Annotated in this window: 25 protein-coding genes; 6 read left to right on the top strand and 19 right to left on the bottom strand. The window is 46.9% G+C overall.

Translation table 11 applies throughout. The annotated features are described in order from the left end of the window. Positions 1-35: 35 nt before the first annotated feature. The 4 genes from AB9P05_RS13940 to AB9P05_RS13925 all read right to left on the bottom strand — a co-directional run bounded on the left by AB9P05_RS13940 (position 36) and on the right by AB9P05_RS13925 (position 2,891). The gene (locus AB9P05_RS13940; protein ID WP_371909436.1) at positions 36-1,559 is read right to left on the bottom strand and encodes a tetratricopeptide repeat protein; all 1,524 of its coding nucleotides are present in this window, start codon (positions 1,557-1,559) and stop codon (positions 36-38) included. 2 nt (positions 1,560-1,561) lie between these two features. Then, entirely contained in the window at positions 1,562-1,741 is a 180-nt protein-coding gene (locus AB9P05_RS13935; protein ID WP_371909435.1) for a hypothetical protein, read from the bottom strand. A gap of 24 nt (positions 1,742-1,765) precedes the next feature. Further along, positions 1,766-1,903 (bottom strand): hypothetical protein, encoded by a 138-nt coding sequence (locus AB9P05_RS13930; protein WP_371909434.1) that lies wholly within the window; start codon positions 1,901-1,903, stop codon positions 1,766-1,768. 205 nt (positions 1,904-2,108) lie between these two features. Continuing rightward, positions 2,109-2,891, bottom strand: coding sequence for a M57 family metalloprotease (locus AB9P05_RS13925; protein ID WP_371909433.1), 783 nt, complete (start codon positions 2,889-2,891; stop codon positions 2,109-2,111). 477 nt (positions 2,892-3,368) lie between these two features. Between AB9P05_RS13925 and AB9P05_RS13920 the strand changes: the two genes are divergently transcribed. After that, complete coding sequence (locus AB9P05_RS13920) at positions 3,369-4,130, top strand: DUF3050 domain-containing protein (RefSeq protein WP_371909432.1); 762 nt, start codon at positions 3,369-3,371, stop codon at positions 4,128-4,130. A gap of 383 nt (positions 4,131-4,513) precedes the next feature. Here the strand turns inward: AB9P05_RS13920 and AB9P05_RS13915 are convergent, their stop codons facing one another. From AB9P05_RS13915 to AB9P05_RS13895, 5 genes are all read right to left on the bottom strand, one after another. After that, positions 4,514-4,921, bottom strand: a complete 408-nt coding sequence (locus AB9P05_RS13915) for a hypothetical protein (RefSeq protein ID WP_371909431.1) — start codon at positions 4,919-4,921, stop codon at positions 4,514-4,516. 199 nt (positions 4,922-5,120) lie between these two features. Then, on the bottom strand, positions 5,121-5,282 hold the full coding sequence (locus tag AB9P05_RS13910; RefSeq protein WP_371909430.1) for a hypothetical protein: 162 nt from the start codon (positions 5,280-5,282) through the stop codon (positions 5,121-5,123). 134 nt (positions 5,283-5,416) lie between these two features. Next, positions 5,417-6,718 carry an adenosylmethionine--8-amino-7-oxononanoate transaminase gene (gene bioA, locus AB9P05_RS13905; RefSeq protein WP_371909429.1) on the bottom strand — a complete coding sequence of 434 codons (1,302 nt, stop codon included), beginning with the start codon at positions 6,716-6,718 and terminating at the stop codon, positions 5,417-5,419. Continuing rightward, entirely contained in the window at positions 6,663-7,295 is a 633-nt protein-coding gene (gene bioD / locus AB9P05_RS13900; protein WP_371909428.1) for a dethiobiotin synthase, read from the bottom strand. Before bioD ends, bioA begins: the two co-directional genes overlap by 56 nt. Further along, positions 7,292-8,440: an aminotransferase class I/II-fold pyridoxal phosphate-dependent enzyme gene (locus tag AB9P05_RS13895; RefSeq protein ID WP_371909427.1), complete on the bottom strand. Its 1,149-nt coding sequence runs from the start codon at positions 8,438-8,440 to the stop codon at positions 7,292-7,294. The genes bioD and AB9P05_RS13895 overlap by 4 nt, the downstream gene beginning before the upstream one ends. Before the next feature lie 140 nt (positions 8,441-8,580). Between AB9P05_RS13895 and AB9P05_RS13890 the strand changes: the two genes are divergently transcribed. Then, on the top strand, positions 8,581-9,174 hold the full coding sequence (locus AB9P05_RS13890) for an outer membrane beta-barrel protein (RefSeq protein WP_371909426.1): 594 nt from the start codon (positions 8,581-8,583) through the stop codon (positions 9,172-9,174). Positions 9,175-9,308: 134 nt separating this feature from the next. Next, on the top strand, positions 9,309-9,500 hold the full coding sequence (locus AB9P05_RS13885) for a hypothetical protein (RefSeq protein ID WP_371909425.1): 192 nt from the start codon (positions 9,309-9,311) through the stop codon (positions 9,498-9,500). 67 nt (positions 9,501-9,567) lie between these two features. Here AB9P05_RS13885 and AB9P05_RS13880 read toward each other — a convergent pair whose 3' ends face one another. The 7 genes from AB9P05_RS13880 to sppA form a co-directional block, all read right to left on the bottom strand. Next, positions 9,568-10,299, bottom strand: coding sequence for a hypothetical protein (locus tag AB9P05_RS13880; RefSeq protein ID WP_371909424.1), 732 nt, complete (start codon positions 10,297-10,299; stop codon positions 9,568-9,570). Between the two features lies 1 nt (position 10,300). Beyond that, positions 10,301-11,068: a hypothetical protein gene (locus AB9P05_RS13875; protein ID WP_371909423.1), complete on the bottom strand. Its 768-nt coding sequence runs from the start codon at positions 11,066-11,068 to the stop codon at positions 10,301-10,303. Between the two features lie 50 nt (positions 11,069-11,118). Continuing rightward, entirely contained in the window at positions 11,119-12,351 is a 1,233-nt protein-coding gene (locus AB9P05_RS13870; protein ID WP_371909422.1) for a hypothetical protein, read from the bottom strand. 54 nt (positions 12,352-12,405) lie between these two features. Then, positions 12,406-12,654 (bottom strand): HTH domain-containing protein, encoded by a 249-nt coding sequence (locus AB9P05_RS13865; RefSeq protein WP_371909421.1) that lies wholly within the window; start codon positions 12,652-12,654, stop codon positions 12,406-12,408. Between the two features lie 276 nt (positions 12,655-12,930). Next, the gene (gene bioB / locus AB9P05_RS13860) at positions 12,931-13,920 is read right to left on the bottom strand and encodes a biotin synthase BioB (RefSeq protein ID WP_371909420.1); all 990 of its coding nucleotides are present in this window, start codon (positions 13,918-13,920) and stop codon (positions 12,931-12,933) included. A gap of 119 nt (positions 13,921-14,039) precedes the next feature. Further along, positions 14,040-14,777 carry an SIMPL domain-containing protein gene (locus tag AB9P05_RS13855; protein WP_371909419.1) on the bottom strand — a complete coding sequence of 246 codons (738 nt, stop codon included), beginning with the start codon at positions 14,775-14,777 and terminating at the stop codon, positions 14,040-14,042. Between the two features lie 158 nt (positions 14,778-14,935). Beyond that, complete coding sequence (gene sppA / locus AB9P05_RS13850) at positions 14,936-16,684, bottom strand: signal peptide peptidase SppA (RefSeq protein WP_371909418.1); 1,749 nt, start codon at positions 16,682-16,684, stop codon at positions 14,936-14,938. A gap of 85 nt (positions 16,685-16,769) precedes the next feature. Between sppA and folK the strand changes: the two genes are divergently transcribed. Continuing rightward, positions 16,770-17,252, top strand: coding sequence for a 2-amino-4-hydroxy-6-hydroxymethyldihydropteridine diphosphokinase (gene folK / locus AB9P05_RS13845; RefSeq protein WP_371909417.1), 483 nt, complete (start codon positions 16,770-16,772; stop codon positions 17,250-17,252). A 64-nt stretch (positions 17,253-17,316) separates the two neighbouring features. Here the strand turns inward: folK and fabD are convergent, their stop codons facing one another. From fabD to AB9P05_RS13830, 3 genes are all read right to left on the bottom strand, one after another. Further along, positions 17,317-18,204 (bottom strand): ACP S-malonyltransferase, encoded by an 888-nt coding sequence (gene fabD / locus AB9P05_RS13840; protein ID WP_371909416.1) that lies wholly within the window; start codon positions 18,202-18,204, stop codon positions 17,317-17,319. 90 nt (positions 18,205-18,294) lie between these two features. After that, positions 18,295-18,738 (bottom strand): thiol-disulfide oxidoreductase DCC family protein, encoded by a 444-nt coding sequence (locus tag AB9P05_RS13835; RefSeq protein ID WP_371909415.1) that lies wholly within the window; start codon positions 18,736-18,738, stop codon positions 18,295-18,297. Beyond that, positions 18,717-21,560, bottom strand: coding sequence for a gliding motility-associated C-terminal domain-containing protein (locus AB9P05_RS13830; RefSeq protein WP_371909414.1), 2,844 nt, complete (start codon positions 21,558-21,560; stop codon positions 18,717-18,719). Before AB9P05_RS13830 ends, AB9P05_RS13835 begins: the two co-directional genes overlap by 22 nt. Positions 21,561-22,099: 539 nt before the next feature. On the opposite strand from AB9P05_RS13830, the gene AB9P05_RS13825 reads away from it, so the two are divergent. Both AB9P05_RS13825 and AB9P05_RS13820 read left to right on the top strand, forming a co-directional pair. After that, positions 22,100-22,789 (top strand): succinate dehydrogenase cytochrome b subunit, encoded by a 690-nt coding sequence (locus AB9P05_RS13825; protein ID WP_371909413.1) that lies wholly within the window; start codon positions 22,100-22,102, stop codon positions 22,787-22,789. 13 nt (positions 22,790-22,802) lie between these two features. After that, a complete protein-coding gene (locus AB9P05_RS13820; RefSeq protein ID WP_371909412.1) occupies positions 22,803-24,737 on the top strand; it encodes a fumarate reductase/succinate dehydrogenase flavoprotein subunit in 1,935 nt (644 codons plus the stop codon). Position 24,738: the final 1 nt, after the last annotated feature.

The following is a 24,738-nucleotide window of genomic DNA, read 5'->3' as shown; positions in this document are numbered from 1 at the left end:
ATGAAGCAGATGAGCCTACAGGAAGATCAGGCTTTTCATTTATCCGGATTATGCAGATTATGCAAATCCGCCTCATCGGGGCCTTCATCCGGCCTGATCCGTGCCGTTACCGGAAATATGGTGGAAAGCCCTTTCATTCGCTTGTCAAAGCTATCCATAATGGATACCATCAGGCGGTGAGTCTGACTCATCTGGCGCTCATGACGGCGGATAGGAATGGCATTAACCAGAATCACTACTAACACGAGCACCCCCAGTACTATGCCACCAATTATGGCGTATTGTTTCAATCGGGCCTGCTCGGCAAGCACCTGATTTCTGGAGAGGTGCATTTCCAATTCACGCACGTCGAAACGGTCGCGGTAGCTGGTCTCCACTTCTAATGATTCTGTCTGCTTGTCCTGTGATATGATCTCTGCCTCTACCGTGACAGCTTTATTCTGGTAATGATAGTACTGCAGTGAATCATTTGCCTGTAGGTACATTTGGCTCATATTGTTCAAAAAGCGGCGCTGGTCGGTAAGGCTGGCCTTTTCCAGATATTCCAGACCTGCTTTACCTGCCTTCATAGCCAGCTCCAGCTCCCCGCTCCGGGTATAGGCATTTACCATGTTACTTTGCAGGCTGAAGAGGTGGTCATCCTCTCCAATTTCGGCAAATAAATTTGCCCCAAGGCGATAATGCCCGGCTGCCTCTTTGTACTGTGCCTTGTTCTCATACATGAAGCCTTCTTTCCAGTAAGCCTGCGCTCTGAGATAAGGTCTATCCAGCTTACGGGCAGCATCCTCTACTTTATAGATACTTAGCCTGGCTTCATCATACTTTTGCTGTTGAATCTGAGCCAGTGCAAGATCGAGCCGGTGCTCAGCGGCCATTTCTGCCTGGCTGATATCTTCAGCGATTCTGACTGCCTGGCTGAGGTATTTTTCTGATTGAGTATAGGTACCCATTTTATAATGGACTATACCGATCATATGCGCCACCTTTATTTGGAATGGCAAAGGCACCTCATGCATATCTATCTTTATTGCATACTGTAATGCCTTTTCGTAGAGGCCTTCCTGAAAGAGGGACATGGCGATACCATATAGAGCTTGGCCTACCTTACCGGGCTTTTGGTTTTTCTGGTAGATATCATGGGCCTCAAAAAAGTGTATCAGGGCCTTTTGATAATTTTGATTTTCGTAGTGAAGATACCCCTGATTATATTGAAATATGGCCAGGTCTATGTGTTCATTTAGAGCTATGGCTACTTCATAGAATTTCTGCTGGTGAAACGTTGCTTTATCATGGTCACGAAAGTAAACCGCGTACACACCACTCAAAAAAGCGTGAGCCTTCTTCTCACCTGACCTATAAGCAATTTCTATACTTTTTTGCAGGGCACTTTCTGCAATAACCAATGCCTCATCAGGGTCTTCATCTTTTGTCTGTTCTGCCAGTTCCAACAGCTTCTTTACTTCAGTTTCTGATGAGGACTCACTTTGAAGTGTATCAGTGTCATTGAAAGTACAAGACACCGAACATATAAAAAACATAGCCAGTAGGTACCTGCTCATTTTCAGCCTCCGTTATAACCTGACGCAGAGGTTTCCTCTTCAATTTCAGGCCACTCGTAATTAGGTCCACCAGGCCCGGCTTCGCCTCCGCCGGCCTCACCACCGGAACCGGCAAATAATAAGGACTGCTGGCATGGGGTCAATAAAAACCCGGTCAGGCTTTTAAAATCATTCTTTTCCATCAATTAAAATATTAAGTGTAAAATCTAGAGTAGTTCGAGAAAGGATGAGTACTCCTGCGAGTTGGCATGAGCACTGGGGAGGGATGGCTGGTCTTCATACATAGCATTAGCGGTTAGATCGCCCCATACGCTGGTATGAGGCTCATTGGTTGATGAATACATATTTATGTATTTTTATCCATTTTTGAAATATAAAGGACTAATTTTAATAAGGTTTTATTCATTTTTTGTCTCAATATGTGTTGGAAAGAATAAAAAAAGCCCTGAAGAACCGCATTCGTCTCCAGGGCTATACAAAAAAGAAAAGCCTCCCTACTTGGGAGGCTTTTGCATATCGTAGATTCTCTAACTAATTCTGTACGATTGATTAGTACAGGTAAGTAAGAGCAGTCTTGTCATCATTGTTGAAGGGGCGGTCGCTACCGTCAGTACAAGAAAGCATCCAAGACTTAGCTGAAGCAGATGCTCCTGTAGGAGTACCAGGGATGTGGTTTGCACCTACTGAGCTTGCGCCTTCATTGTAAGCAGAACCTCCGCAAGAGATGCTACGGTCGAAGAAGTCAGTGTGACGGAAACCGATACAGTGACCCATTTCGTGAGCAATGATAGTAGCGATACCGTTAGTACCAAGTCCGTAAGAAGACTCAAGGATACCACTCATTTTGATCTCACCATAAGGATCGCCTGAAGCAGTAGGGAAACCGGCAGAACCAAGGATACCCTGACGCTCTTCACCTTTACGAAGGCGAGTCATAGTGATGTCTGCACTGTTAGTAGAGATACGCTGGAAAGAGATTTCCAGGTTCATCGCGTTATAGCGACGGATAGCCTCGTCAAGACCGGCGATCATACCGGCACTGTAACCACCGTTGCCACCTTGCTGAGCATACATAGTGATTACTCTGCTGCCGTTAGTGCTCACGAGATTGTTAGTGCTGTACTGCTCAGCAGCCGCTACAGTAGTAGCAGGGCTCATGTTCTGCAGATCTGCACCCGTAAGGTAGATGTCACCTTCCACAAGGTAACCATCACGGAAAGACATAGCACCTTCCGTGCTGAAGCCGGCCTGCTCGATCTGAGAAAGCACGTCCTGAGGAAGCTCATAAGGTGTTACGTTCTCAGCTTCTTCAGAGCAAGAGAAAAATGCCATGCAGCCAGCTGCTACTAGTGATAGATTCTTAGGGTTGAAAAGACGATTCATTAATTTTTCTTTAAGATAAATTTGGAATAAAAACTTTTGACAAATGTATATCGCGAATTATTATTTCGCAATAACAACTTTACCCAAAACTACCTATGGAGTACCTTTATTAATCTGAAAAAGTGGTTTTAGTAAATAAACGCCATATAAATCCCATGTTTCTACATAAATCAATTTACAATCTCTGTAAGATTTTGATACATTAGAAAAAAACTAATTAGTATTTCAGCACTAGTTAAACCAAATAAACAAAAAGGTACATAAACTTACCTCCGAACGCTCTATGGCATAGTGAACACAAATAGAACTAAACTACTGATTTTCAACAGAAAACAGTAAACAGGCTTTTCATCTTCCTTACACCGGGTATAAATAATAATAGTACTGAGTACACCTTATATTTACATCAATATTCATCATTAGAAAATGAAACAACAGGTAGAACAGACGCTGAAACCGGTGAAGGACCAACTTCTTTCACATCCGGTATATGGCAGGCTTAAGACCCTGGACGATATGCGCATCTTTATGGAGGAACACATGTATGCTGTATGGGACTTTATGTCTCTGCTAAAAGCCTTACAGCAACATATCACCTGCGTAGACGTACCATGGATACCTTCACCTTATGCTTCCTTAGGCCGGTTTATCAATGAAATTGTGCTGGGAGAGGAAAGCGACCTGAACGAGGAGGGTGTGCCTATGAGCCACTTTGAAATGTACCTGGAGGCAATGGAGGAAACTGGGGCTGATACCAGAGGCATGCATCTCTTTATAAAGGAGCTGAAAAATGGAAAGGCGGTAACCGAGGCCCTGGAGGCTGCCAGCCCGCTCCCCTCTACCACTGAGTTTGTACGGCACACCTTTGAGGTCATTGATACTGGAAAGCCTCATCTCATTGCAGCATCTTTTACCTATGGCCGTGAGGAGCTTATTCCGGAAATGTTTCTGGCGATAATAGACAGAGCGGGAAAGGAAGGCCGGAGCGCTTACCCTAAACTCACCTACTACCTTGAGCGGCATATAGAACTGGATGGCGATGAGCATGGCCCACTGGCTCTAAAGATGATCTCGGAACTCTGCGGAGACGATAACGACAAATGGCAGGAGGTGATCACAACGGCCAGGCAGGCAATAGAAGTCCGCATCAGGCTTTGGGATGGGGTGATGGAGAAGCTGGGCGGGTAGGCGGCACGAGCCGAAACTTATATTGTAATCAGAAATGGACCAGGGGCTCTGTAGTAAGGGCTACCCGTAGTCATCCCTTAAATAGGTATGACGAGTACTTATTAAAAACATCCAACTTATGCAGGACATGAGAAGCCTGTATACAGGCTGAAGAATGAGCAAGGGATAGGTATGCTCAGAACGATTTAAAGACGGTTAAGAAACGGTTTAGCTACGGGGTAGAAACCACAAAATAAGACAGGACGAAAGGTAAATAGGTATAAGCGGGTAGTATTACGAAAATACCATTTTCCCGCGAAGATTACCTCTGTTTGCTTCCTTAAATTGAGACCTGGCTGGAATCTGACGGCAGATTATGAGGGCTGGCATCATCAATATCTCTTCTATGACTGACTGGCCATATCCCGCATGATGAAGATCATGAATACGAGCAGGCTAACGATCCGGATGGTAAAGGATAGAAGGTACCCTTTGATAAAGGCATTCGGAAAGCCACTCTGCTTTAATTTATTCCTGACAGCCAGCCCATTTCGTACAATAAATGCCAGCATGACAATGATAAAGATTGGAAAGGCTATAAAAGGATCCACCAACTCATACCGGGACGTAAGGAAGTATAGTAACAAAAACACACCGATAAAAATAAGACTCCTGACGTTACGCCCTCCGTACATATCCACCAGTTCGGCTTTTTTGTCGGCACTCAGGCTCTTCAGAGCATTATTATATACCATACGGGCAAGGATCACTCCTGCGAGTATGATAAAAAACCCAATGTATAGCGTATCCATAGGAGACCAATATGCGGGATTAATCGCCTAAATCCAAAATGGATGAGGTGCCTTCACGTCGAGAATAATCAGGCGCTCCTTTACCTACTGCAGTAAATAGCCGTACGTTACCTATCCAGTCATCTTCTCCTTCAGCCGAAGCAGCCTACTTTCTTCGGTTGTCTATTCCAAAATATTCTAAGAAAACGAGGTGGGCATTTCAACTTCTGAGCTCGAACATGGTAAGCATGAATCCTTCGCGAACCAGGCAAAAGAATCCGTAGAGGCACAGGGCATACCCTGCGCCTAACATCGTACCACCTATTACCCAACCCTTTACAAAAAGGTCTTTAAAGGTGTAAAACTTCTTTTGAAATCGCATAAAAGCTCATAGAGGTCCAGGCTAGAACCACCCTTCCGGAGATTGGCGGCAATCCACAGACCTAATCTATAATCTTTACACTCATGCAAAAGAAGTTTCACAAAACAGGTGGGATGGCAATACTACCAGAAAGATCAGATCTTTTCCAGCACCTCTTCTACAGCATTGTAAACCTTGTCCAGGTCCTCGTTACTGATGACGTAGGGGGGGAGTATATACACCACGTTACCAAGGGGCCGAAGCAGCACATCACGATCCATGAACTCTTTGTATAAGGTATCGCGCACTTTATTCATGTAGCCTGTCTGTTCGGGGGTATTTACTTCAAAAGCCACCACGGTTCCCAGGTGCCTTACCCGCGAGACTTTACTGTGGTCGCGCATGCGCTCAGCAAAAAGCTCATGCTGGTGGTATATGCGTAACCTGTCGCGTGTACACTGTTCGGAAAGCAGTATGTCCAGGCTTGCTACGGCTGCAGCGCAGGCCAGGGGATTAGCTGTATAGCTGTGCCCGTGATAGAAGGTTTTTGATTTATCACTGGTACGGAAGGCATCTTCAATATGTCCGCTGCAGGAGGTGACGCCCAATGGCAGGAAGCCGCCAGTGATACCCTTGCTCATACAAATGATATCGGGGGCATGGTCCAGATAGTCCGTGGCGAATATCTTGCCTGTACGCCCGAAGCCTGTCATAACCTCATCTGCAATGGTAATGATATCATTCTCCTGGCATATCTGCATCAAAATATCGAGCAGGGCCGGCGGATAGGCTCGCATACCGGCAGAACCCTGTAGCAGAGGCTCGAAAATAAAGGCGGCGATCTCTCCGCTCTTCGCCAGTTTACGGAAGGCTTCGATTACTTCCTCATCATTATGCCCGGCAGGATAGGGGATGAAGTCTACCTCGAAGAGATAGGGATGAAAGGGCTCTGAGAAAGCCCCTCTGTCTCCGACAGCCATGGCGCCGAAGGTATCACCGTGGTAGGCTCCTTCCATGGCCACAATACGGGTACGTTTCTGCCCGATGTTGTGCCAGAACTGCAAAGCCATTTTTAAACCTACCTCTACGGAGGTACTGCCGTTGTCACTGAAAAATATTTTGGAGTGGGCTTTGGGTAATATTTCCTGCAGGCCTTCGGCCAGTTTTACCGCGGGTTCATGCGTAAAGCCGGCGAATATTACCTGCTCCAACTTCATGGCCTGTGCGGCAATGGCTTCGGCTATTTCTTTGCGCCCGTGTCCGTGGATGTTAACCCACCAACTGGATATGGCGTCTATGATTTTTCTGCCGTCGGGAGTAAAAAGATAAGGCCCCTCACCTTTTTCGATCATGATGGGACCTTCTCCGACTAGTGGGCTGAATGGGTGCCAGACAAGCTGCTCATCTCTCTTCGACCAGCTCTCCGGCGTACCAGTTTTTAAGGAGTTTTTCTGCATAGTACTTCACGGTACCCTTGTCTACCTTATCCAGTTTGGGTAGGCGTAAGAGGCAAGGGAACTGCGTATGTTTTAAAATGATCCTCTCCGACTCGGGATTGGACTCGCCGTTAAAAATTATACCTTTTACATGGTAGCCCCTGCGAATGAGCGTTTCTGCACTAAGCAGGGTATGATTGATACTGCCAAGATACAGGTTTGAAACCAAAATAACTTCCGCTTCGAAAAGATCTGCCAGATCGATCATGAGATCATTGTCATTCAGAGGCACCATAATGCCTCCTGCTCCTTCTATGACCATATCACGTCCGCTGCCAGGCACTTCCATATTTGCTTTATTTATGGTAATACCTTCCTCTTTGGCGGCATCATGCGGAGAGGCGGGCTTGTTTAAAAGGTAAGCTTCGCGGTAAAAAGCACTTTCATTATTACTAACCAGGGAGGAAACCACTTCAGTATCTCTGGGGGTGCCCGATTGTATAGGCTTCCAGTAATCTGCTTTAAGGGCTTCGGTAATGATGGCACTTACCAGGGTCTTTCCACTGTCCGTACCAATTGCGGTAACAAAATACCTCATGCGCTATGTTGTTTAATCGTCTCAATTAGTGCCTCTGTCTCCTGCCGGGTATTAAAAGCATGCAGACAGACACGCAGTCTTTCGTAGCCTCTCTTTACAGTTGGGCTAAGTATAGGCCGAACATCATATCCGGCATCCTGTATGCAGCGGGCCAGCCTGCGCACATTATCATTTCCGGGATACACAAACGCTTGGATGGCTGTATTTGAAGACAACCAATAAGCCCCGGAATTATTATCAAAAAGCCCTGATTTTTGGGTCAATACAGTATTAAAGTATGAAATATTCTCTGACAATTGCTGTCTTTTACCGGGATATTTCTCAAAAAACCTGAATGCTTCATATATGGCTATGAGGCTATGCGCGGGCAAGGCAGTCGTATAGATAAAGGAGCGGGAGAAATTGATCAGGTAATCCACTACTGTTTCAGAGGCTGCCACACAGGCGCCATGAGCACCTATGGCCTTACCAAAGGTATACACCGTGGCAATGATTTCTTCAGGAAGCCCTGCGTGCAGCGCCAGCCCTTTTCCCTCGCTGCCGGCTACGCCCAGGCCGTGGGCCTCATCCAGGATGATACGGGCTCCGGTTTCGCGGGCTACGTCAATCATATCGTGTAAAGGAACCAGATCACCATCCATAGAATATACGCTCTCGGCTACGATAAAGATTTGCCCGGAAGCTTTAAGGATCTTTTTTCTAAGGTCGGCAACATCATTGTGCCTGAAAGAGAAATAGCGGGCTGAGCTGAGCCGGATCCCTTCTTTAATACAGGCATGGGACAGCTCATCATACAAAACTGTATCGCCACGTTGCGGAAGCGTAGACAAAAGGCCCAGGCTAGCCGCATAGCCGGAATTATATAGAAGTGCCTTATCAGTCTTGAAGTAGGTAGCGAGAAAAGCCTCCAGCTCCATAGCCAGCTCGGAGTTGCCGCTGAGGAGTCTGGAACCACCGCTACCCAGCATCGCCGGAGCATCTAAAACCCTTTGGCGTACCAGGGCTGCTAACTCCGTATCACGTGCCAGTCCGAGGTAGTCATTACTGGTAAAGTCCACCATTTCAGAAGCCAGGCTGAGGCTACGAATAAGTCCGGCCTCCCTCCTTTTCCCCAGGGCACTTTCCAGCCTTTTTTCAAATTGCATTTTCAATTATTGACAATTACCTGCGCTATCGCAACGTTTGACACTAAAAACCACCTTACCCGGGAACTTTTTAATCAACTATTGATTTTTGGCCCGATGTTTGTTTTTCATCAGGCAAGACACCTTAAACACTACTTAACATGAAAAAAATTGTAATCCTATCCTTATTTCTTTTGGCCGGTGCATCATCGTATGCACAGTTTTTTACTATCGGCCCAAGAGTAGGCCTCAGCTCAAGTGACCTGAAGCTGCGAGAAACGACACTCGAAAACGGAGACGTAATCCGTTCCGGTGAACCCAAAGCGGGTTTCCATGCCGGTATGTTCACAAGAATTACCGTAGGTAACTTTTTCATTCAGCCTGAAGCGCTTTTCACCCAGGCGGGTGGCGAGATCGAACTGAATGGAAATGGCTTCAAAGAGGTATTTAAGCTGGATTACAACCGTCTGGACATTCCTGTTCTTATGGGGGCGAAATTCGGTCCCGTACGCATCGAGGGCGGACCGGTAGCCAGTCTGATGCTCAGTGACGATCAGAAACTTTGGGACGATGTTTCCGCCAACTTCAAGGAGTCCACACTGGGCTACCAGGTAGGGGTAGGATTTGATGTGGCCAATGTGATTATCGACTTTAAGTATGAGGGCAACCTGGAGAAATTCGGCACCATAGGCGGCTTCGAAACCGATGCCCGCAGCAGCCAGTTCATCGCCAGTGTTGGGTTTAAGATCTTTTAAAGGATCAACGATTCATCGCTAACCCTACCTTCAAAGGAGGCTTTTCAGCAGAAAGCCTCCTTTGTTTTTTATTTCATTCCCGTGGATTTTAACATCTATTTTTAGTAAAATGAATGGAAAAATATAATCATACTATGCAAAGAAAGAAATTATCTCTCAGTGAGCTGAATGTGCAAAGTTTTAAAACTTCCTCATTAAAGGCCTCCCGCGGGGGGAATCCTTCAACACTCACGGAATGGACGATGGATGAGTCATGCGGTGAATGCCCTACCATCAATTATACATTTTGTGACGGAGGCTACGTATGTATTAACACAGTACCGTAATCAGACATACCGGTTCATAGAAAAGGCTGCCTTCCGGGCAGCCTTTTTTCGTATAAAAATAGACGCTTCATTTTGTAATAGGATAGAGCAGGGCAAAGTTCAACCCAAAAGCCGTTCCGCGAGAGGTAGCTACAGCATTTGCTTCAAAATCATCCGGTGGTAAACGATAGAAAATACCCGAACGGGTAATATCTGTTGTGCCTACAAAATATTCCAGGCCAATCTGTAATTTCCCCCTATTCAGAAAAGGTCTTTCATACCCCAAACCTATTTTGGGAAGGAAAAATAATGAGCGCTCGTAAGCCTCCCGTATCTCGTATGAAAATATAATATTGCCGTCACGGTCGGTGAGTGCCCCGGTTTCGGCTATACCGGCAACGGGCTGACCTGGCAAAATTCCTATCCCTAAAGAGGGGTGAATGAATAGACTGCTTCTGCCTGGCCTCCAAAAATCATACTTCACACCCACAGGTAGCAGCAGGGCACCTGCCAGGGTGTTCCCGGAAATCAACGCGTTGCCCTCAGATACTATATTGGCCTGTCGCAGGTCTACAGGATAGGAACTGAACTGATACCGCTGTAAACCGAAGCTCCATTGGTAATTTTTGCCACCCACAAGCCAAACCTCAATTCCGTAACGGGTAGTGGTGAGGGTCTGCTGTTCCACTAGTCGTTGTCCTGCATCCTGCAGGCCAAATTGCTCCCATTTAGGTCCGGCGGTAATACCGATGTATAGCTGTGCCTTAACAAGACCAGGCCACACACCTGTTATCAGCACTATCAACAGGATCTTTTTCATACTAAAAGTTTACATTAAAGCCTACAATGCGGCCACTCAGAGAATTTCCTTCATGGGAAAAAGCCACATAGCGGATAGATAGTAACAACGATAACTGCACCGGATATGATTCTCCTATTCGCAGGTGAAAAGGAAGCATAATATCCGCACCACCGTACAGACCATCCTGCATGACCATCACTTCACGCATATCTTCTAAACCGAAGCGGGAAGTATCTGTGAGATCATTGAGCGCAAGGAATGGTCCTATTCCAGGAGTGAAAAAAAATCGTCTGTTACCCGTTCCTAATCTGTAAATAAGTATGCCACTCAGTTCACCGCCTGCAAGGTTAAAGTTGCCATTTCCGGCCTCTGGATTACCGGCCATTTGCCATCCCCGGTACAGTGAAACGCCTGCAGTAAATGCCAGCGGAATACCCAGAAAAGAAAGACTGTCGGTATAATTTAGCCTTGGCCCGGTGATGATCCTTCTGTGATCCAGATTGATCCACTGGTCGCGGGTGAGCACGCGGTCGGGAAATACTTTTTTATAGGCATCTTCGGATTGCCAGTAAAACTGCCATCCAAAATCCCATTTCGATTGGAGCCTGTACCCTACCATCGCCCCCAACCGAAGATCGGTTAGTTGAGCGCCGATAATATCTTCATGGCCCACTGCCAGTGATGTGACAGACAAAAAAGGCCCCTCACCAGGAGCCAACCACTGCTGGCTTCTCCCCACAAAGGGTATATATACCATAAGGATAGCTATGTAGAAGCCTTTTTTCATGTGTATGAAATAAGGTCCGGCCATAATCCTACCGGACCTGTATGAATTGCTCAGTATTTTAAACTTACGTTGCCTGAACGACCGGCTCGTGAAGAGGTATGGGTAGTTTCAAAAGTCTTTACCTTAAATGATTTGGCAGACTTTATCTTAAATTTACCTCCTCCTATTGGAATAGAGAATGTACCGGTATTAACAGCAAATACTTTGCTGATACGACCGGTATTGGTCCTCGTAAGAGAACCATTTGGTTCATTGACAATGAAGGGCACACTATTTATGTCCTTAAATTCGTAGGATACATTTCTCCAGGACAATGAAATATTATCGGCATTGCTTCTCCACCATATACGCCATCTGCGACGCTGGTTGCGGGTGCTACAACCTATGATTGCATAAATGCCGTAGTTTTGAGAGTAAAGCCTACCTTTAGTCCTTCTTCTCGGATTACTGTTGTACTGGTAAGTACCTGTCTTATTAGGGCCAAAAAGGCTTCCGATATTGGCATTTTCTTCGGATCCGATAAAGGTACTGTGATGCTTAAATACAAATAGATTCTCTTCTACTTCGACGAATTCATCCCCAAACTTGACCCTGGAGTTTTTGGCTATATCCAGTGCCTGTGCAAAACGATCCTGAACCCTTTGATTCATCATAATAGGTTGCATAGTCGGATCAGAAGGGTCTGTGGGGTCTGTAGGTGAAGGGTAAGGATCGGGCTGTGGAATGGGCGTAATGATAGTGTGACTTTCAGCCACCTTCACGATGAAGTTATCTATTCCTACCTCTCCATTAGAGTTGATTACGGTAGAAAGTATGGGATCTACCACCAGGCTTTCCTTTAATTCGGGCAACTGGTCTCCACTTTCATAACTTTCGATGCCGATGTCATCAGCCTGATCATAATTGGTAAGAGTACTGGGCATGAAAGTGGGCACAGGATTGAAACTTACAAAATAGTCGTTTTCCACTACCGGATTATCCAGCGCAATGGGTTGGTTGGTAATATAAGCAGCATCACCAAAATAGGTGTCACCCATTGAGGTATAGTTGATCTGCCTTTTCCAGTCTATTACTGCCCGGGGATCGGCATTGGACAGCTCATCTACAAAGGCCTGGAAGCTTTCGGCGCTTTCAAAATGAAGGCGGTTATTCTGCACCGTTACGCCTAAGGCATCGAGTGGAGCATAGCTCTCATTGTCCTGTACAGGGAGCTCTGTGAGCTCTTCTTTGGCACATCCGAAGAACAGGGTACCCGCTAAACAAACTAATAAAAGTTTTTTCATCAGATTTGATAATGTTAAGTTTAACAGCTACCAAAGTATCAGCGAATAATGCAACTATACTGCACTGGCATTTTTAATTTTATATCCGATGAAAAACTGTCCCAGCCCAACATAAAAATAGCTCTTTTCGATATTAGAATAGGCTATTGGGGCTCCCAGGTCTCGCATGGCGTTGAGGTACTCGTATACCATCCTTTTACTAAGCCCAAGCTTATCCGCCAGTTCCTGAGGGGTTCCCGTACATCTGAGTCTGATAAGCTGATCAAGACGGGATAATCTGTTGACGTAGGTCTGAATGGACATGGTATTTAGCTTTTTACTTTCTAAGTGAAACAATGAGACATATCCCTATCAAAAACCATCAAAAGCAGTGGGTGCTTAGATGGTTTCATCCGGATGATCAGATTAGAAGCAGACTGCGAAATTCTTATTTTTTCATTTAAGCATTATATAAGTTAATATCATGAATTTATAGATAAGCTGTTGATATTCGGCTATTTATATTTTCATGAAAAAACAAAAAAGGCTGCCTTCCGGGCAGCCTTTCATATATAGGTTTGAGTATTTTTTTAAGCTTCGCTAGCCAGCCACCGGCTGTTCCTGCTCTTTTCCTTTAAAAGAAGGCCGAGGCTTAAGGTTGAGGGTCTGGAACATCTGTCCGTCTGCATCTTCCTCAGGATTAGGCGTAGTCAGCAGTTTGTCACCCGCAAAGATGCTATTTGCACCCGCCAGAAAGCAAAGGGCCTGCTCCTCAGTGCTCATGCTTACGCGACCAGCGGAGAGACGCACCATCGCCTTTGGCATAATGATTCTGGCAGTGGCAATCATACGAAGCATCTCGTACACGCTCACTCGGGGCTGCTCTTCCAGGGGGGTGCCCTCTACAGGTACAAGAGCATTTACCGGCACAGACTCGGGGTGCTCGGGCAGGGTAGCCAGGGTGTGCAGCATGCCCACACGGTCATTATGGTCTTCTCCCATACCGATTATGCCACCTGAACAAACAGAGATACCCGTTTTACGGACATGATCGAGCGTATTCAAGCGATCGTCATAATTACGGGTAGTGATTATATCATCGTAATATTCTTCGCTGGTGTCCAGGTTGTGATTGTAGGCATAGAGCCCTGCTTCTTTAAGCTTTCCGGCCTGCTCTTCACTTAGCATACCCAGGGTACAGCATACTTCCATGCCCATACCGTTCACTCCTTTTACCATTTCCAGCACCTTGTCGAAGTCGCGGTTGTCGCGTACTTCTCTCCAGGCAGCCCCCATACAGAAACGGGTACTACCGGCTGCTTTGGCATCAGCGGCGGCCTGAATAACCTCGTTTACGGGCAATAGCTTATGGACCTTGACATCGGTATGATACCGGGCTGCCTGGGGGCAGTAGGCACAGTCCTCGGGGCAGCCACCCGTCTTTACGGACAGCAGGGTACATACCTGTACCTCATTAGGGTCGTGAAACTGACGGTGCACTGTAGCACCCTGATAGATCAGCTCCATGATGGGCTGATTGTATATTTCAGCTATCTCCTCGCGGGTCCAGTTATTGCGGATCTCAGTCATTTGGTAGGGCTTTAGTCAAAAACCTGAAATAGTATGGGTAAAGATGGCATGAGGAAGGCAAAAAACAAAAAAGCCCCGGTGAATAATCCGGGGCTTTTACCTATACGAATGGTTAGTGCTTAGTCGTTTATGATCCACTCGACATTTACACGCTCTTCGAGCTCCATCTCTTCCACCTCCAGGTTCACATTACCTTCGTTTTTACCGGCAGCATCGTACATGGCCATTTCAGTGCGCATAATGGGGCGGTAATCATTTGCATTTCCATACGATATATTGCGGATGGACCTGAGCTTTACGCCGGCTGCCTTAGCAAGTACATCGGCTTTACTCCGGGCATCTTTTACGGCCATCCCTATCAATTCTTCTCGGTACTTTTCTCTGCTCTCATCTTTCAGGGTGAAGCCAAATGAAAAAGGAACCTCTACAGGACTTTTGCCCATGATGTCCACTACCTCGCCCAGTTTCTTAGCAGAATAGTCTGAGGTTAGCTGAATTCGCTGAGTAGCTATGTACCCCATATCGATCCTTCTCCCATCGCGGTATTCATAGTTTTTATTGACGGACATGCGCAGGGTCTCTATATCGTCTTGTTTAAAGCCGTTGTCCTCAAGGTGCTTTACGATACCGTCCGTCATGCCTCTTAGTGAGGTGACGGCTTCCTGAAACTCCTTTGCTTCTGCCTGTACGTTGATGTATGTCTCCATGAGGTCTGGCAGAACGCTCATTTGGCCTACGCCGCTTACCTGCAGGCCTCCGTTTTCATTACCACTACTTTGAGCGATGGCGTCATTCTGGCAGGAGCTGAAGAAAAATGTGAGCATCAGCCCCAGAAAAAATATGCGTTTGGTATTCATAGTCTTAATTTTCATTATCTGATAATTAAAGAAAGCACAAACTGTTCCATATTGATACGGTCCAGTGATATTTTCCATATTTTCTGGGTGAGTATTTATAAAAAAAAGCGGAGCAGTTCAATACTACCCCGCTTAAACTTATTTCCTGTTGGAATGAATTATTTTACCTGCATCTCAAACGGCATCCTTGCCTGCATACCCTGGTAGGAGTTCAGCTTTTTCATGAGCTTCAGGTATTGGTAATACTCGCCAAGTTGCTGGCGGGCAATACGCTCTTCCGTTTTAGAGTTAAAGCCTTCTGCCAGCTTGGTAAAGAAGTCTTTTTCTTCGGGGTAATAGCGCACGCTGTAGTCACCATCTTCCAGTCCGGCAGAGGAGGCAGCTACTGAAATGGCGTCCTGCAATCCCCCCAGTTTGTCTATCAAACCACGCTCTAAGGCTTCGCTACCGGACCATACGCGTCCTGCGGCCAATTCTTTCATCTGGCTCAAATTCATATTCCGTCCCTCTGCTGCTTTGCTGATAAAGGTCTGGTAGCCTTCATTAACCTGCTTTTGGATGATCTCTCTTTCCTGCTCGGAAAGGGGGCGGCTCATAGTAAGGATATCCGAATACCTGCCTGTATTGACTACGTCTGTGGTCACACCGAGATGCTCATTTAGCAGTCCCTGGGCATTGAAACGGAGGAGGAAAATACCAATTGAACCGGTAACGGTATTTGGCTGGGCCATAATGGTATCGGCAGCCATGGCCAGGTAGTAACCACCGGAAGCAGCTACATTACTCATGGAGGCGATTACGGGTTTCTCTGCAGCTGTGAGGCGCACTTCATTCCACATAACGTCAGACGCCAGGGCGCTGCCACCGGGTGAGTTGATACGGATTACCACTGCTTTTACACGGTCATTTTCGCGCGCCTTACGTAGTTCTTCAGCGATAGTGAAAGAGCCGACCATACCATCAGAGCTCTCGCCACTTACGATGTCGCCATCAGCCACTATCACGGCAATACGGGTACTGAAGTCACCATCAGTCCTGAAGCTTGAGCGGTAGTCATCATGCTCGATAAGCTCCAGCTCATCATCCGCTTCTATACCGGTCTTTTCCTTGAGCATATTCTGAACTTCACTGGAATAAGCAAGGCCGGTGAGTAGTTTCATATCCACTGCATCCTGGTTTTTACGCACCAGCATGGAGTCTGAAATGGTACGCAACCTGGACGTTTCTATTCCGCGGCTGGCACTTACTTCTTCCAGGTAGGTATCGTATATACTGTTGAGGTAACTTTCTATCTGCTCCCTGTTCTCCTGGCTCAAATCTTTACGCAAAAAGGTCTCCACAGCGCCTTTGTATTCTCCTACTCTGAAGATTTCCGGCTCTACGTTTAACTTTTCCAGGGTACCTTTAATAAAGGTTACCTCTGACGAAAGACCATTCAGCTCAAAAAACCCTTCGGGCATGATATATACCTCGTCTGCTGCAGAGCATAGGTAGTAGCTGCTTTCGGTGAAGAACTCAGAGTATGCTAATACGAACTTTCCACTTTCTTTAAATTCAATGAGGGCATCACGTATTTCTTTGAGATGACCATATCCGGCAGTAAAGATACCGGGCTCTATATATATACCTTTAATATTGTCGTCCTCACGGGCATGGTCTATGGCCTCTACCATATCCACAAGGCCTATGGGAGTAGGCCCACCGAATATGTCACTTGGGTCAAAAGGCATGTCGGGCACTCTTTCCTTGAGAGGACCATCCAGCTTGAGGTAAAGAACGGAGTTATCTGCCACCGTAATAGTATCTTCGCTACCCGCCACTAGTGCTGAAAAGAGAAAAATCCAGAAGATGACGAAAACGAAAAGGGCCACCAGACAGCCCAAAACTACTTTAAAGAAAGTTTTCATATATCGTTAGCTAATTTGCCATACTAAAGTAATAAGGAGGTCTGCTAATAGGAAATTGTTTTGTTAGGGACGAATTTTGCACCTGATGAATGGAATATTTCTTTTGTTAGGGAGCAACCTGGGAAACCGGTTATCCAACCTCCGGCTTGCTGCAAACCTTCTGCAGGGCGGAGGCTGCGAAATTGTAGAATCTTCAAAAGTGTATGAGACTGAGCCGTGGGGAATTTCGGAGCAGCCAGCCTTTCTTAACCAAGTGTTAAAAGTAGAAACCTCTCTGCTTCCTGAAGAACTGCTGACCCTGTTACTGGCATCGGAGGAAGAAATGGGCCGTATCAGGCATGTGAAATGGGGGGAGCGGCTTATTGATATGGATATCCTTTATTACAATGACCTCATATATAAAAGTGAAAGCCTGGTAGTTCCACATCCGGAAATTGCCAATCGCAGATTTACGCTTGTGCCCCTGGCTGAACTTGCCGGGGCACAGGCCCACCCTTTTTCAGGGCTCACGCAAGAGCAGATGCTGAATGTATGTCCTGACAAGTTAAGGGTATGGCCCCATTTGTGATGAGTATAAAACCAGGCCTGCAGGGCTGAGGCTTCACAGGCCTGGTAGCATTCAATTAGCCTGCTCAGGCCTCTGTATCTAACCCCGAAAGTTCTGCATCCTTCACAATCTTCTTTACCAGCCCGCGCAGCACTTTACCAGGACCACATTCGATAAATTCGGATGCGCCGTCATTGTGCATATGCTCTACTGTTTGTGTCCACCGGACAGGAGCTGTTAACTGGGCAATAAGATTGCTCTTAATGGTCTCTACCTCAGTATGGGGGCGCGCATCTACATTTTGATATACGGGGCAAATGGGCTCTTTGAAGGTGGTTTCGCGAATAGCTTTTTCCAGTTCCTCACGAGCCGGCTCCATCAAAGGGCTGTGGAAAGCACCACCTACCTTGAGCACCATGGCGCGTCTGGCACCTTCGGCTTTAGCTTTTTCGCAAGCCTCCTCTATACCGCGGTGGGTACCTGATATAACTACCTGCCCGGGTGAGTTGAAGTTGGCCGCGACTACAGTATCATCAATTCCGGCACATATTTCCTTAACCTGATCATCTGTAAGGGCCAGAATAGCCGCCATGGTGGAGGGGTTAGCCTCGCAAGCCTTTTGCATGGCGTTTGCCCGCTGGGCTACCAGCTTAAGTCCATCTTCAAATGAGATTGCCTTAGCAGCGACCAGGGCACTAATCTCACCCAGAGAGTGACCTGCCACCATATCAGGGGCAAAGTTTTCTGTGGTTTCCGCAATAGCCACACTGTGTAGAAAGATAGCAGGCTGGGTAACGTTGGTCTGCTTCAGATCTTCATCAGAACCGGTAAACATCACCTCTTTGATGGAAAACCCGAGAATCTCGTCTGCCTTATCAAAAAGTTCTTTTGCACGGGGATTGCTTTCATACAGTGCTTTACCCATACCCTGGTACTGACTTCCCTGGCCGGGAAAAATGTAGGCCTTTTTCATGATCGTGGTTATTATGTTGCGTATTTAAAAACCGCGTGAAGATAATGGTTTAAGTTACTACAATACAAGCGTTAGGAGGGGCGGGTTGTTTCAGGCAATAAATCGCCTTCTGAGGGCCGCATCGGGCATGCGGCACTGGTCCTGTTTACCAAACCACTTATACCGGTTTCGTGCAACCAGGTCATAAATAGCATCGGCTATGAAAGAGGGTACTATTTTAAATACATACAGAAGGGGCCACGGGCCACGAAGGTAACGGGAAATCTCCAGGGCTGCCCGGCTTTTTGTGAAGACCATATCAGCCCTCACAAGTACCACACTATCAATCTTATCAGGATCTACATCATACTTCTGAAGAAGCTCCCTGCCGGGTTCGCTTTGAAGGGAGGCAAAATGGTAGCGGCCAGCAGGGTCACGGTCAATTATGAAGTTGACCGCTCCGTGGCACAGATTACACACGCCGTCAAAAAGGACAATATCTTTGCTGAGGGCGTGTGCATGATCCGGTTGATTTACCGGAATATCTGTATCCATCCTTTCAGGGTCTGAGTGGCCTGGCTGGGGTCCAGCACGTCATACTCTACTTCTGCTTCGTAGTAATAAACTCCGGTGCTGACGTCATCTCCATTATTCATACGGCCGTCCCAATTTATAAAGATGGAGTTCTCGCTATCGTTAGAATCAAATGAGTACACTTCCTTACCCCAGCGATTTACCACCTGTAACTGAACACGGCGCACAAAACGGGGACAACGATAGGTGCCATCTTCACTCATTCCGTTAAATGGCTGAAATAAGTCATTGAAACTATCACCATTCAGGGTAATCACGTTAGGCAGTTCGAAACTGGGGCAATTGTCATTACACACTGGGTCACTGAAACCACTCACTTCACCGGAACGGTCTATGGCACGTATACGGTAGCAGCCCGCAAAGGATGACAGCCCACGATGAACAAATATGGTATCGGTGGTAAGTGACAGGAAGTCGTAATTATCATCACTGCCGTCAGGGCTGAAGTATACCTCATAGCGTACTACGTCCTCATCACAGGCATTACCTAGCTGGCGGGACCAGGTAATGGTATTCTGAAAGTCATTGAAATCACAGGGCTTATCCAGGAGAAAGTTCTCACATGACTCAGGGGTATTGGCGTTAGGAATGGTAAGAGCCACAGGCGGACAGGGCGGCACTGTATCGTTAGGCACCGCACATATGATCTGAGAACGGTTAATGAGCGGATCATAAGGATCCAGTGCATCCGTACCATACGACCCGCGGGTGGTTACAAAGTAGCAATACTCTGTATCATCGTCCAATGGCTCATTGATCATGCTGCCATCATCTGTAAAAATAAGGCCTTCGGAGGTTACATTAACCGATGAATACATGATGAACGCATCCGGATCTGCCGGATCAACATTATTTCTATATACATCATGGGTAGGATAGTCATTGGTAATCAGGCTCCAGGGCACTTCGGCATCCCAGAGAAGGGTAAGTTCCCTCATGGAGGCGCGAATATCGGCTCTCACCGTGGAGGCAGTAGCTGACGTATCTATGGGTGTTCCTCCATTTGCCTGACTTGCGGTGAGTAATACACGGTAGGTGTAAATCTGTTCTTCGGTGTTAAGCCCTGTGTCCACAAAATCAATTACAGGATCACTGCTCTCAGTAGTGAATACTTCCTGGCCAGGCTCTGCGTCAATCCTCTGCCCGCGTTCTACCACATAGCGATAGGGCGGAGGGAAGTTTACCGGATCAAGGTCAAAGGGGGCTGTCCAGCGGACATAAACTTCCCCGTCCGTAGTACCGGTATTTTGAATATCTGCATTAAGAATGACCGGGGCTTCTGCTTTAATTTCCACACAAACTTCAACAGAGGCGTAACTCTCTCCTCCCTTTGGCTGAGGGAATACGGCTACAATGCGGTAACAATAAATGGACCCGGGAGCAAGGCCCTCTCCCCCACCGTCATCAAGGTAGCTGGTGGAGCCAATGTCTACTTCGTCTATGAGTTCATAGCCACTTCCATCGGGAATACCTGTATCACAATTGTCCGGAGTTACGTCAAAAGGTCCCACACGGCGCCATACCTGCATGCGTATGGCATTATCGCATGTATAATCATCCCAGTTAAGTTCCACGCTCCGGTCATTGGCCACCTGGGCCGTAATGCCTTCCGGCGCCGGGCCCACGACGGTCACATTCCATGTTTCGAAAGTAGCCAGGCTGGTGCCTTCACCCGAACCAGGGTTATCCTCTACCTTTACCAGCACCTGGTAAGGACGTTCACGGACGTGATCGCAATTTGTTTGCCAGTTGAAATAAAGGGTATCCGGACTCTCCTGTGGCCCATCGGGTTCCAGGATATAATAGGCCGGAGAGTTAATAATATTGTATACTCCCCCACTGCTGGACATAAGCACACGATCGCCGTCGGGGTCTATTCCTATGAAGGGTATGTCTTGCAGAAAAGTGCCGGCCGTAACGCATGTGTCGGGAGGGATGATCAGCTCAGGGCGGTTGTTGTCCGTTTCCACTACATCTACCTGCATGTCACGCGTGACGTACCCCAGCCGGTACCATTGTCCGTCTATATTTCGCCACTCTTCTACTATAAAGGCTAGGTTATACTCGCCGGGAGTGCCGGGAGCATTCCACTCCAGGGTACCCGTTACCGGATCCAGCGTAAAGGTTGTGGGAGTGCCGCCATCTTCGCGGGTACCGCCAAATTCGGGGTTGTTAGGAAAACGGTAATTTGCTACAGGCGTGTTTACGTCTTGCTTACATACCACGAGGCGGTAGGCGAGGCTATCGCCATCTATATCGTAGGCGCCGGGGTTGTGCGTAAACAGAACGCCAACGGCTGCATCATCTATAGGAGGATTATCTAGAACAGGCGAATTATTAATACCGAAGAAGGGATCAATCACCAGTTGGGTCTCAATATAAAAAGGGGTGTTTACGGAATTGTCCATATTTACCACCCCTTCGTTTCGGTTGAACTCGCGGAAACGAATGGTATAGGTACCTGCAGCCTGAAAGGTATGATCAAACTCAAAAATGGTGAGCTCTATCTGATTACCCAATGCTTCCTTTACAGCAAACTCTGTAGTAGTCAATTGAATGACTGTGCCATCACCAAAATCAATCTCACCACCTCCAAACTCCACAGTAGAACCTGTATCAGTATAGCCGGTAAGTACGAAATTATATTTGAGTGTACCCGGAGAAGACAGGTCTCTTACAGCAGTAATCTCACCTGCTCTGATATGGGTAGCGAGGGTAGCACCTACCACCCCGAAAATGAATATGCCTAAGAAAAACAGGAATCGTACAGATAGTTTACTCATGCTCAAACCACTAAAAAGTCCGAAAAGCCTCCGGTTTGCTGTTGCTTGTTTCTGTTTTAAACGAGCAATCAGGAAAAAAGGTACCTTTATCCCAGCCTGACGGAAGCCGCTTTTTAAACGATAATATCCGTCTTCCAATATACGAAAGTACACATTTTTCTGCAGCAAATACCAACTGAATAGGGCCTGGTAACCCGCCGAAGGTCTTTGTTTAAAAATACGACAATTTATATCGGGTCATACCCGCAGAATATTTTATAAAAACTTACTTCTGAATATCAGACTTTTAAGTTCTTTCAAAAAAATTTGAAAATTACCAAACCAGATACTATAACCTCTCGTTCAAACAATAACTACCATCCTGTGGCGCTCAATCCGGGATTGCGCCGGGGGACACTTTAAAACGATTGCAGTTCCCTATATGCCTTCCCTATTTAGAATCTTTTAAAATAGTTCCGTTCGATTGTTTACTAAGGGTTCCGACACTAATTTTGGCCGACTCTTATATTTTACAGCAAAAAATTAACATACATACACGTATGAGTTGGTTTGCACAAACACTAACAAGTTCGATAGGTAAAAAGGTAGTAATGTCCCTGTCGGGTTTGTTCCTGATAATTTTCCTTGTCGGGCACCTTTCCGGTAACTTTCTGTTGCTCAAATCCGACGGAGGAAAGGCATTTAACGAATACGCAGAATTTATGACCACGAACCAGTTGGTTCAGGTTATCCGCTACGTTTTATATGCGGGTATTCTTCTGCACATTTTTTATGCCATCTCACTTACTATTTATAACAACAAGGCGCGCCCTGTAGGTTATAAAGTAAGCCGGGCAAATGAGAACAGCTCCTGGATCAGCCGTAACATGGGTATTCTGGGAACGCTGATTGCCATCTTCCTTGTTATTCACCTCAGAAGTTTCTGGTACGAGATGAAGTGGGGTGAAGTACCGCCGGTTACCTATGAAAGTGTAGGCGAGGTAAAAGATCTTTACAGGATCGTAAATGCAGCATTTGCACAATGGTGGTATACAGCCATCTACGTGGTGCTGATGGTATTCCTGGCACTTCACCTTGCTCATGGGTTCCAGAGCGCATTCAGAACCCTCGGACTAAGACATTCTAAGTATCTGCCACTTGTTAAAAAGGTCGGACTGGCCTTCGCCATTATCGTTCCCGCCCTTTTCGCATCGCTCGCAGTAGTAATGTATATTAAATCACTGGGCTAAAAACCGAAAGAGTATGAATTTCGATAGCAAATCTCCCGAAGGCCCCCTAGCCGATAAGTGGACCAGACATAAATTTAACGTTAAGCTTGTAAACCCTGCCAACAAGCGTAAGTACGATATCATAGTAGTAGGCACGGGCCTCGCCGGCGCTTCTGCCGCAGCCTCTCTGGCAGAGCTTGGTTATAACGTAAAAGCATTCTGTTTTCAGGATAGCCCCCGCCGGGCGCACTCTATTGCAGCTCAGGGTGGTATCAATGCTGCCAAGAACTATCAGAACGACGGCGACAGCATATACCGTTTATTTTACGATACTATTAAAGGTGGTGACTACCGTAGCCGTGAGTCTAATGTATACCGCCTGGCTGAAGTAAGTGTCAATATCATTGACCAGTGCGTGGCCCAGGGGGTTCCATTTGCCCGGGAATATGGCGGACTACTTTCAAACAGGTCATTTGGTGGGGCTCAGGTATCCCGGACATTTTATGCAAGGGGCCAGACTGGCCAGCAGCTTTTGCTGGGAGCATACAGCGCCCTGAGCCGCCAGGTAGCTAATGGCAAAGTTCAGATGTTTCCCCGCACGGAAATGCTAGACCTGGTTATGGTGGACGGGCAAGCCCGCGGAATTGTAACGCGCAACCTGATCACCGGTAAAGTTGAGTCACACTCTGCTCACGCAGTGATCCTGGCCAGCGGAGGGTATGGCAACGTATTCTACCTGAGTACTAATGCCATGGGCTCTAACGCTACGGCGGCGTGGCGTGCCCACAAGCATGGTGCTCTTTTTGCTAACCCATGCTTTACTCAGATACACCCTACCTGTATTCCTGTAAGTGGTGACCACCAATCTAAGCTTACCCTTATGTCTGAATCGCTCCGTAATGACGGGCGTGTATGGGTCCCTAAGGATGTGAAGGATGCGGAAAAGATTCGTAAAGGGGAAATAAAAGCCAGTGAACTGGCTGAAGATAAGCGTGACTACTACCTGGAGCGTCGTTACCCTTCATTTGGTAACCTGGTGCCCCGTGATGTGGCTTCACGTAATGCCAAGTATGTGTGCGATGAGGGTCGCGGAGTAGGTAAAACCGGCCTTGCCGTATATCTGGACTTTGCCGATGCCATCAGACGCGATGGACGTGATACCATCTCTGCCAAATACGGTAACCTGTTCGAGATGTACGAGAAGATTACCGGTGAGAACCCGTATGAAGTACCTATGCGTATATACCCTGCGGTACACTATACTATGGGTGGCCTGTGGGTAGATTATAACCTGATGACAAGTGTACCAGGTCTGTTTGCTGCCGGTGAGGCTAACTTTAGTGACCACGGAGCAAACCGCCTGGGAGCCTCTGCCCTGATGCAGGGACTTGCCGACGGGTATTTTGTGATTCCTTACACAATTGGTAATTACCTGGCAAACGTAAAATACGACAAGATACCTACGGACCATGAGGCGTTTAAAGAAGCTGAAGGCCGGGTCAATAGCCAGATAAATAAGCTCCTGAGCATCAACGGTACTAAGTCAGTGGATACTTTCCACCGCGAACTCGGTAAAGTGATGTGGGAATACTGCGGTATGTCCAGAAATGCCGAGGGTCTGAAATATGCCAAAGGCAAGGTGAAAGAGATTCGCGAAGAGTTCTGGAAGAATGTGAAAGTGACAGGTACAAATGATGAGCTGAACCAGTCACTGGAAAAAGCAGGCCGTGTGGCGGACTTCCTTGAGCTGGGTGAGTTGATGATCGACGATGCCCTGATGAGAGAGGAAAGCTGTGGCGGACACTTCCGTGAGGAGTACCAGACGGAAGAGGGTGAAGCCTTGCGTAACGATGAGGATTTCTCATTCGTAGGTGCATGGCAGTATAACGGACCGGAAGCCCCGGAAACACTCCAAAAAGAAGAACTCGTATTCGAGAACGTCAAGTTGACGCAAAGAAGCTACAAGTAAT

The sequence above is a fragment of the Roseivirga sp. BDSF3-8 genome (genome assembly GCF_041449215.1).
GTDB lineage: Bacteria > Bacteroidota > Bacteroidia > Cytophagales > Cyclobacteriaceae > JBGNFV01.
Note: the sequence above shows the minus strand (reverse complement) of the source record. Positions and strands in the feature narration are given on the sequence as shown.

What these genes read in the sequence shown, in the direction of transcription:
- bioB (WP_371909420.1), bottom strand. Translation starts at nt 13,920, where the DNA reads ATGACTGAGATCCGCAATAACTGGACCCGCGAGGAGATAGCTGAAATA.
- AB9P05_RS13855 (WP_371909419.1), bottom strand. Translation starts at nt 14,777, where the DNA reads ATGAATACCAAACGCATATTTTTTCTGGGGCTGATGCTCACATTTTTC.
- folK (WP_371909417.1), top strand. Translation starts at nt 16,770, where the DNA reads ATGAATGGAATATTTCTTTTGTTAGGGAGCAACCTGGGAAACCGGTTA.
- AB9P05_RS13920 (WP_371909432.1), top strand. Translation starts at nt 3,369, where the DNA reads ATGAAACAACAGGTAGAACAGACGCTGAAACCGGTGAAGGACCAACTT.
- AB9P05_RS13820 (WP_371909412.1), top strand. Translation starts at nt 22,803, where the DNA reads ATGAATTTCGATAGCAAATCTCCCGAAGGCCCCCTAGCCGATAAGTGG.
- AB9P05_RS13940 (WP_371909436.1), bottom strand. Translation starts at nt 1,559, where the DNA reads ATGAGCAGGTACCTACTGGCTATGTTTTTTATATGTTCGGTGTCTTGT.
- AB9P05_RS13890 (WP_371909426.1), top strand. Translation starts at nt 8,581, where the DNA reads ATGAAAAAAATTGTAATCCTATCCTTATTTCTTTTGGCCGGTGCATCA.
- AB9P05_RS13880 (WP_371909424.1), bottom strand. Translation starts at nt 10,299, where the DNA reads ATGAAAAAGATCCTGTTGATAGTGCTGATAACAGGTGTGTGGCCTGGT.
- sppA (WP_371909418.1), bottom strand. Translation starts at nt 16,684, where the DNA reads ATGAAAACTTTCTTTAAAGTAGTTTTGGGCTGTCTGGTGGCCCTTTTC.
- AB9P05_RS13875 (WP_371909423.1), bottom strand. Translation starts at nt 11,068, where the DNA reads ATGAAAAAAGGCTTCTACATAGCTATCCTTATGGTATATATACCCTTT.
- AB9P05_RS13825 (WP_371909413.1), top strand. Translation starts at nt 22,100, where the DNA reads ATGAGTTGGTTTGCACAAACACTAACAAGTTCGATAGGTAAAAAGGTA.
- bioA (WP_371909429.1), bottom strand. Translation starts at nt 6,718, where the DNA reads ATGCAGAAAAACTCCTTAAAAACTGGTACGCCGGAGAGCTGGTCGAAG.
- AB9P05_RS13925 (WP_371909433.1), bottom strand. Translation starts at nt 2,891, where the DNA reads ATGGCATTTTTCTCTTGCTCTGAAGAAGCTGAGAACGTAACACCTTAT.
- AB9P05_RS13870 (WP_371909422.1), bottom strand. Translation starts at nt 12,351, where the DNA reads ATGAAAAAACTTTTATTAGTTTGTTTAGCGGGTACCCTGTTCTTCGGA.
- AB9P05_RS13935 (WP_371909435.1), bottom strand. Translation starts at nt 1,741, where the DNA reads ATGGAAAAGAATGATTTTAAAAGCCTGACCGGGTTTTTATTGACCCCA.
- AB9P05_RS13885 (WP_371909425.1), top strand. Translation starts at nt 9,309, where the DNA reads ATGCAAAGAAAGAAATTATCTCTCAGTGAGCTGAATGTGCAAAGTTTT.
- AB9P05_RS13865 (WP_371909421.1), bottom strand. Translation starts at nt 12,654, where the DNA reads ATGTCCATTCAGACCTACGTCAACAGATTATCCCGTCTTGATCAGCTT.
- fabD (WP_371909416.1), bottom strand. Translation starts at nt 18,204, where the DNA reads ATGAAAAAGGCCTACATTTTTCCCGGCCAGGGAAGTCAGTACCAGGGT.
- bioD (WP_371909428.1), bottom strand. Translation starts at nt 7,295, where the DNA reads ATGAGGTATTTTGTTACCGCAATTGGTACGGACAGTGGAAAGACCCTG.
- AB9P05_RS13910 (WP_371909430.1), bottom strand. Translation starts at nt 5,282, where the DNA reads ATGCGATTTCAAAAGAAGTTTTACACCTTTAAAGACCTTTTTGTAAAG.
- AB9P05_RS13895 (WP_371909427.1), bottom strand. Translation starts at nt 8,440, where the DNA reads ATGCAATTTGAAAAAAGGCTGGAAAGTGCCCTGGGGAAAAGGAGGGAG.
- AB9P05_RS13830 (WP_371909414.1), bottom strand. Translation starts at nt 21,560, where the DNA reads ATGAGTAAACTATCTGTACGATTCCTGTTTTTCTTAGGCATATTCATT.
- AB9P05_RS13930 (WP_371909434.1), bottom strand. Translation starts at nt 1,903, where the DNA reads ATGTATTCATCAACCAATGAGCCTCATACCAGCGTATGGGGCGATCTA.
- AB9P05_RS13835 (WP_371909415.1), bottom strand. Translation starts at nt 18,738, where the DNA reads ATGGATACAGATATTCCGGTAAATCAACCGGATCATGCACACGCCCTC.
- AB9P05_RS13915 (WP_371909431.1), bottom strand. Translation starts at nt 4,921, where the DNA reads ATGGATACGCTATACATTGGGTTTTTTATCATACTCGCAGGAGTGATC.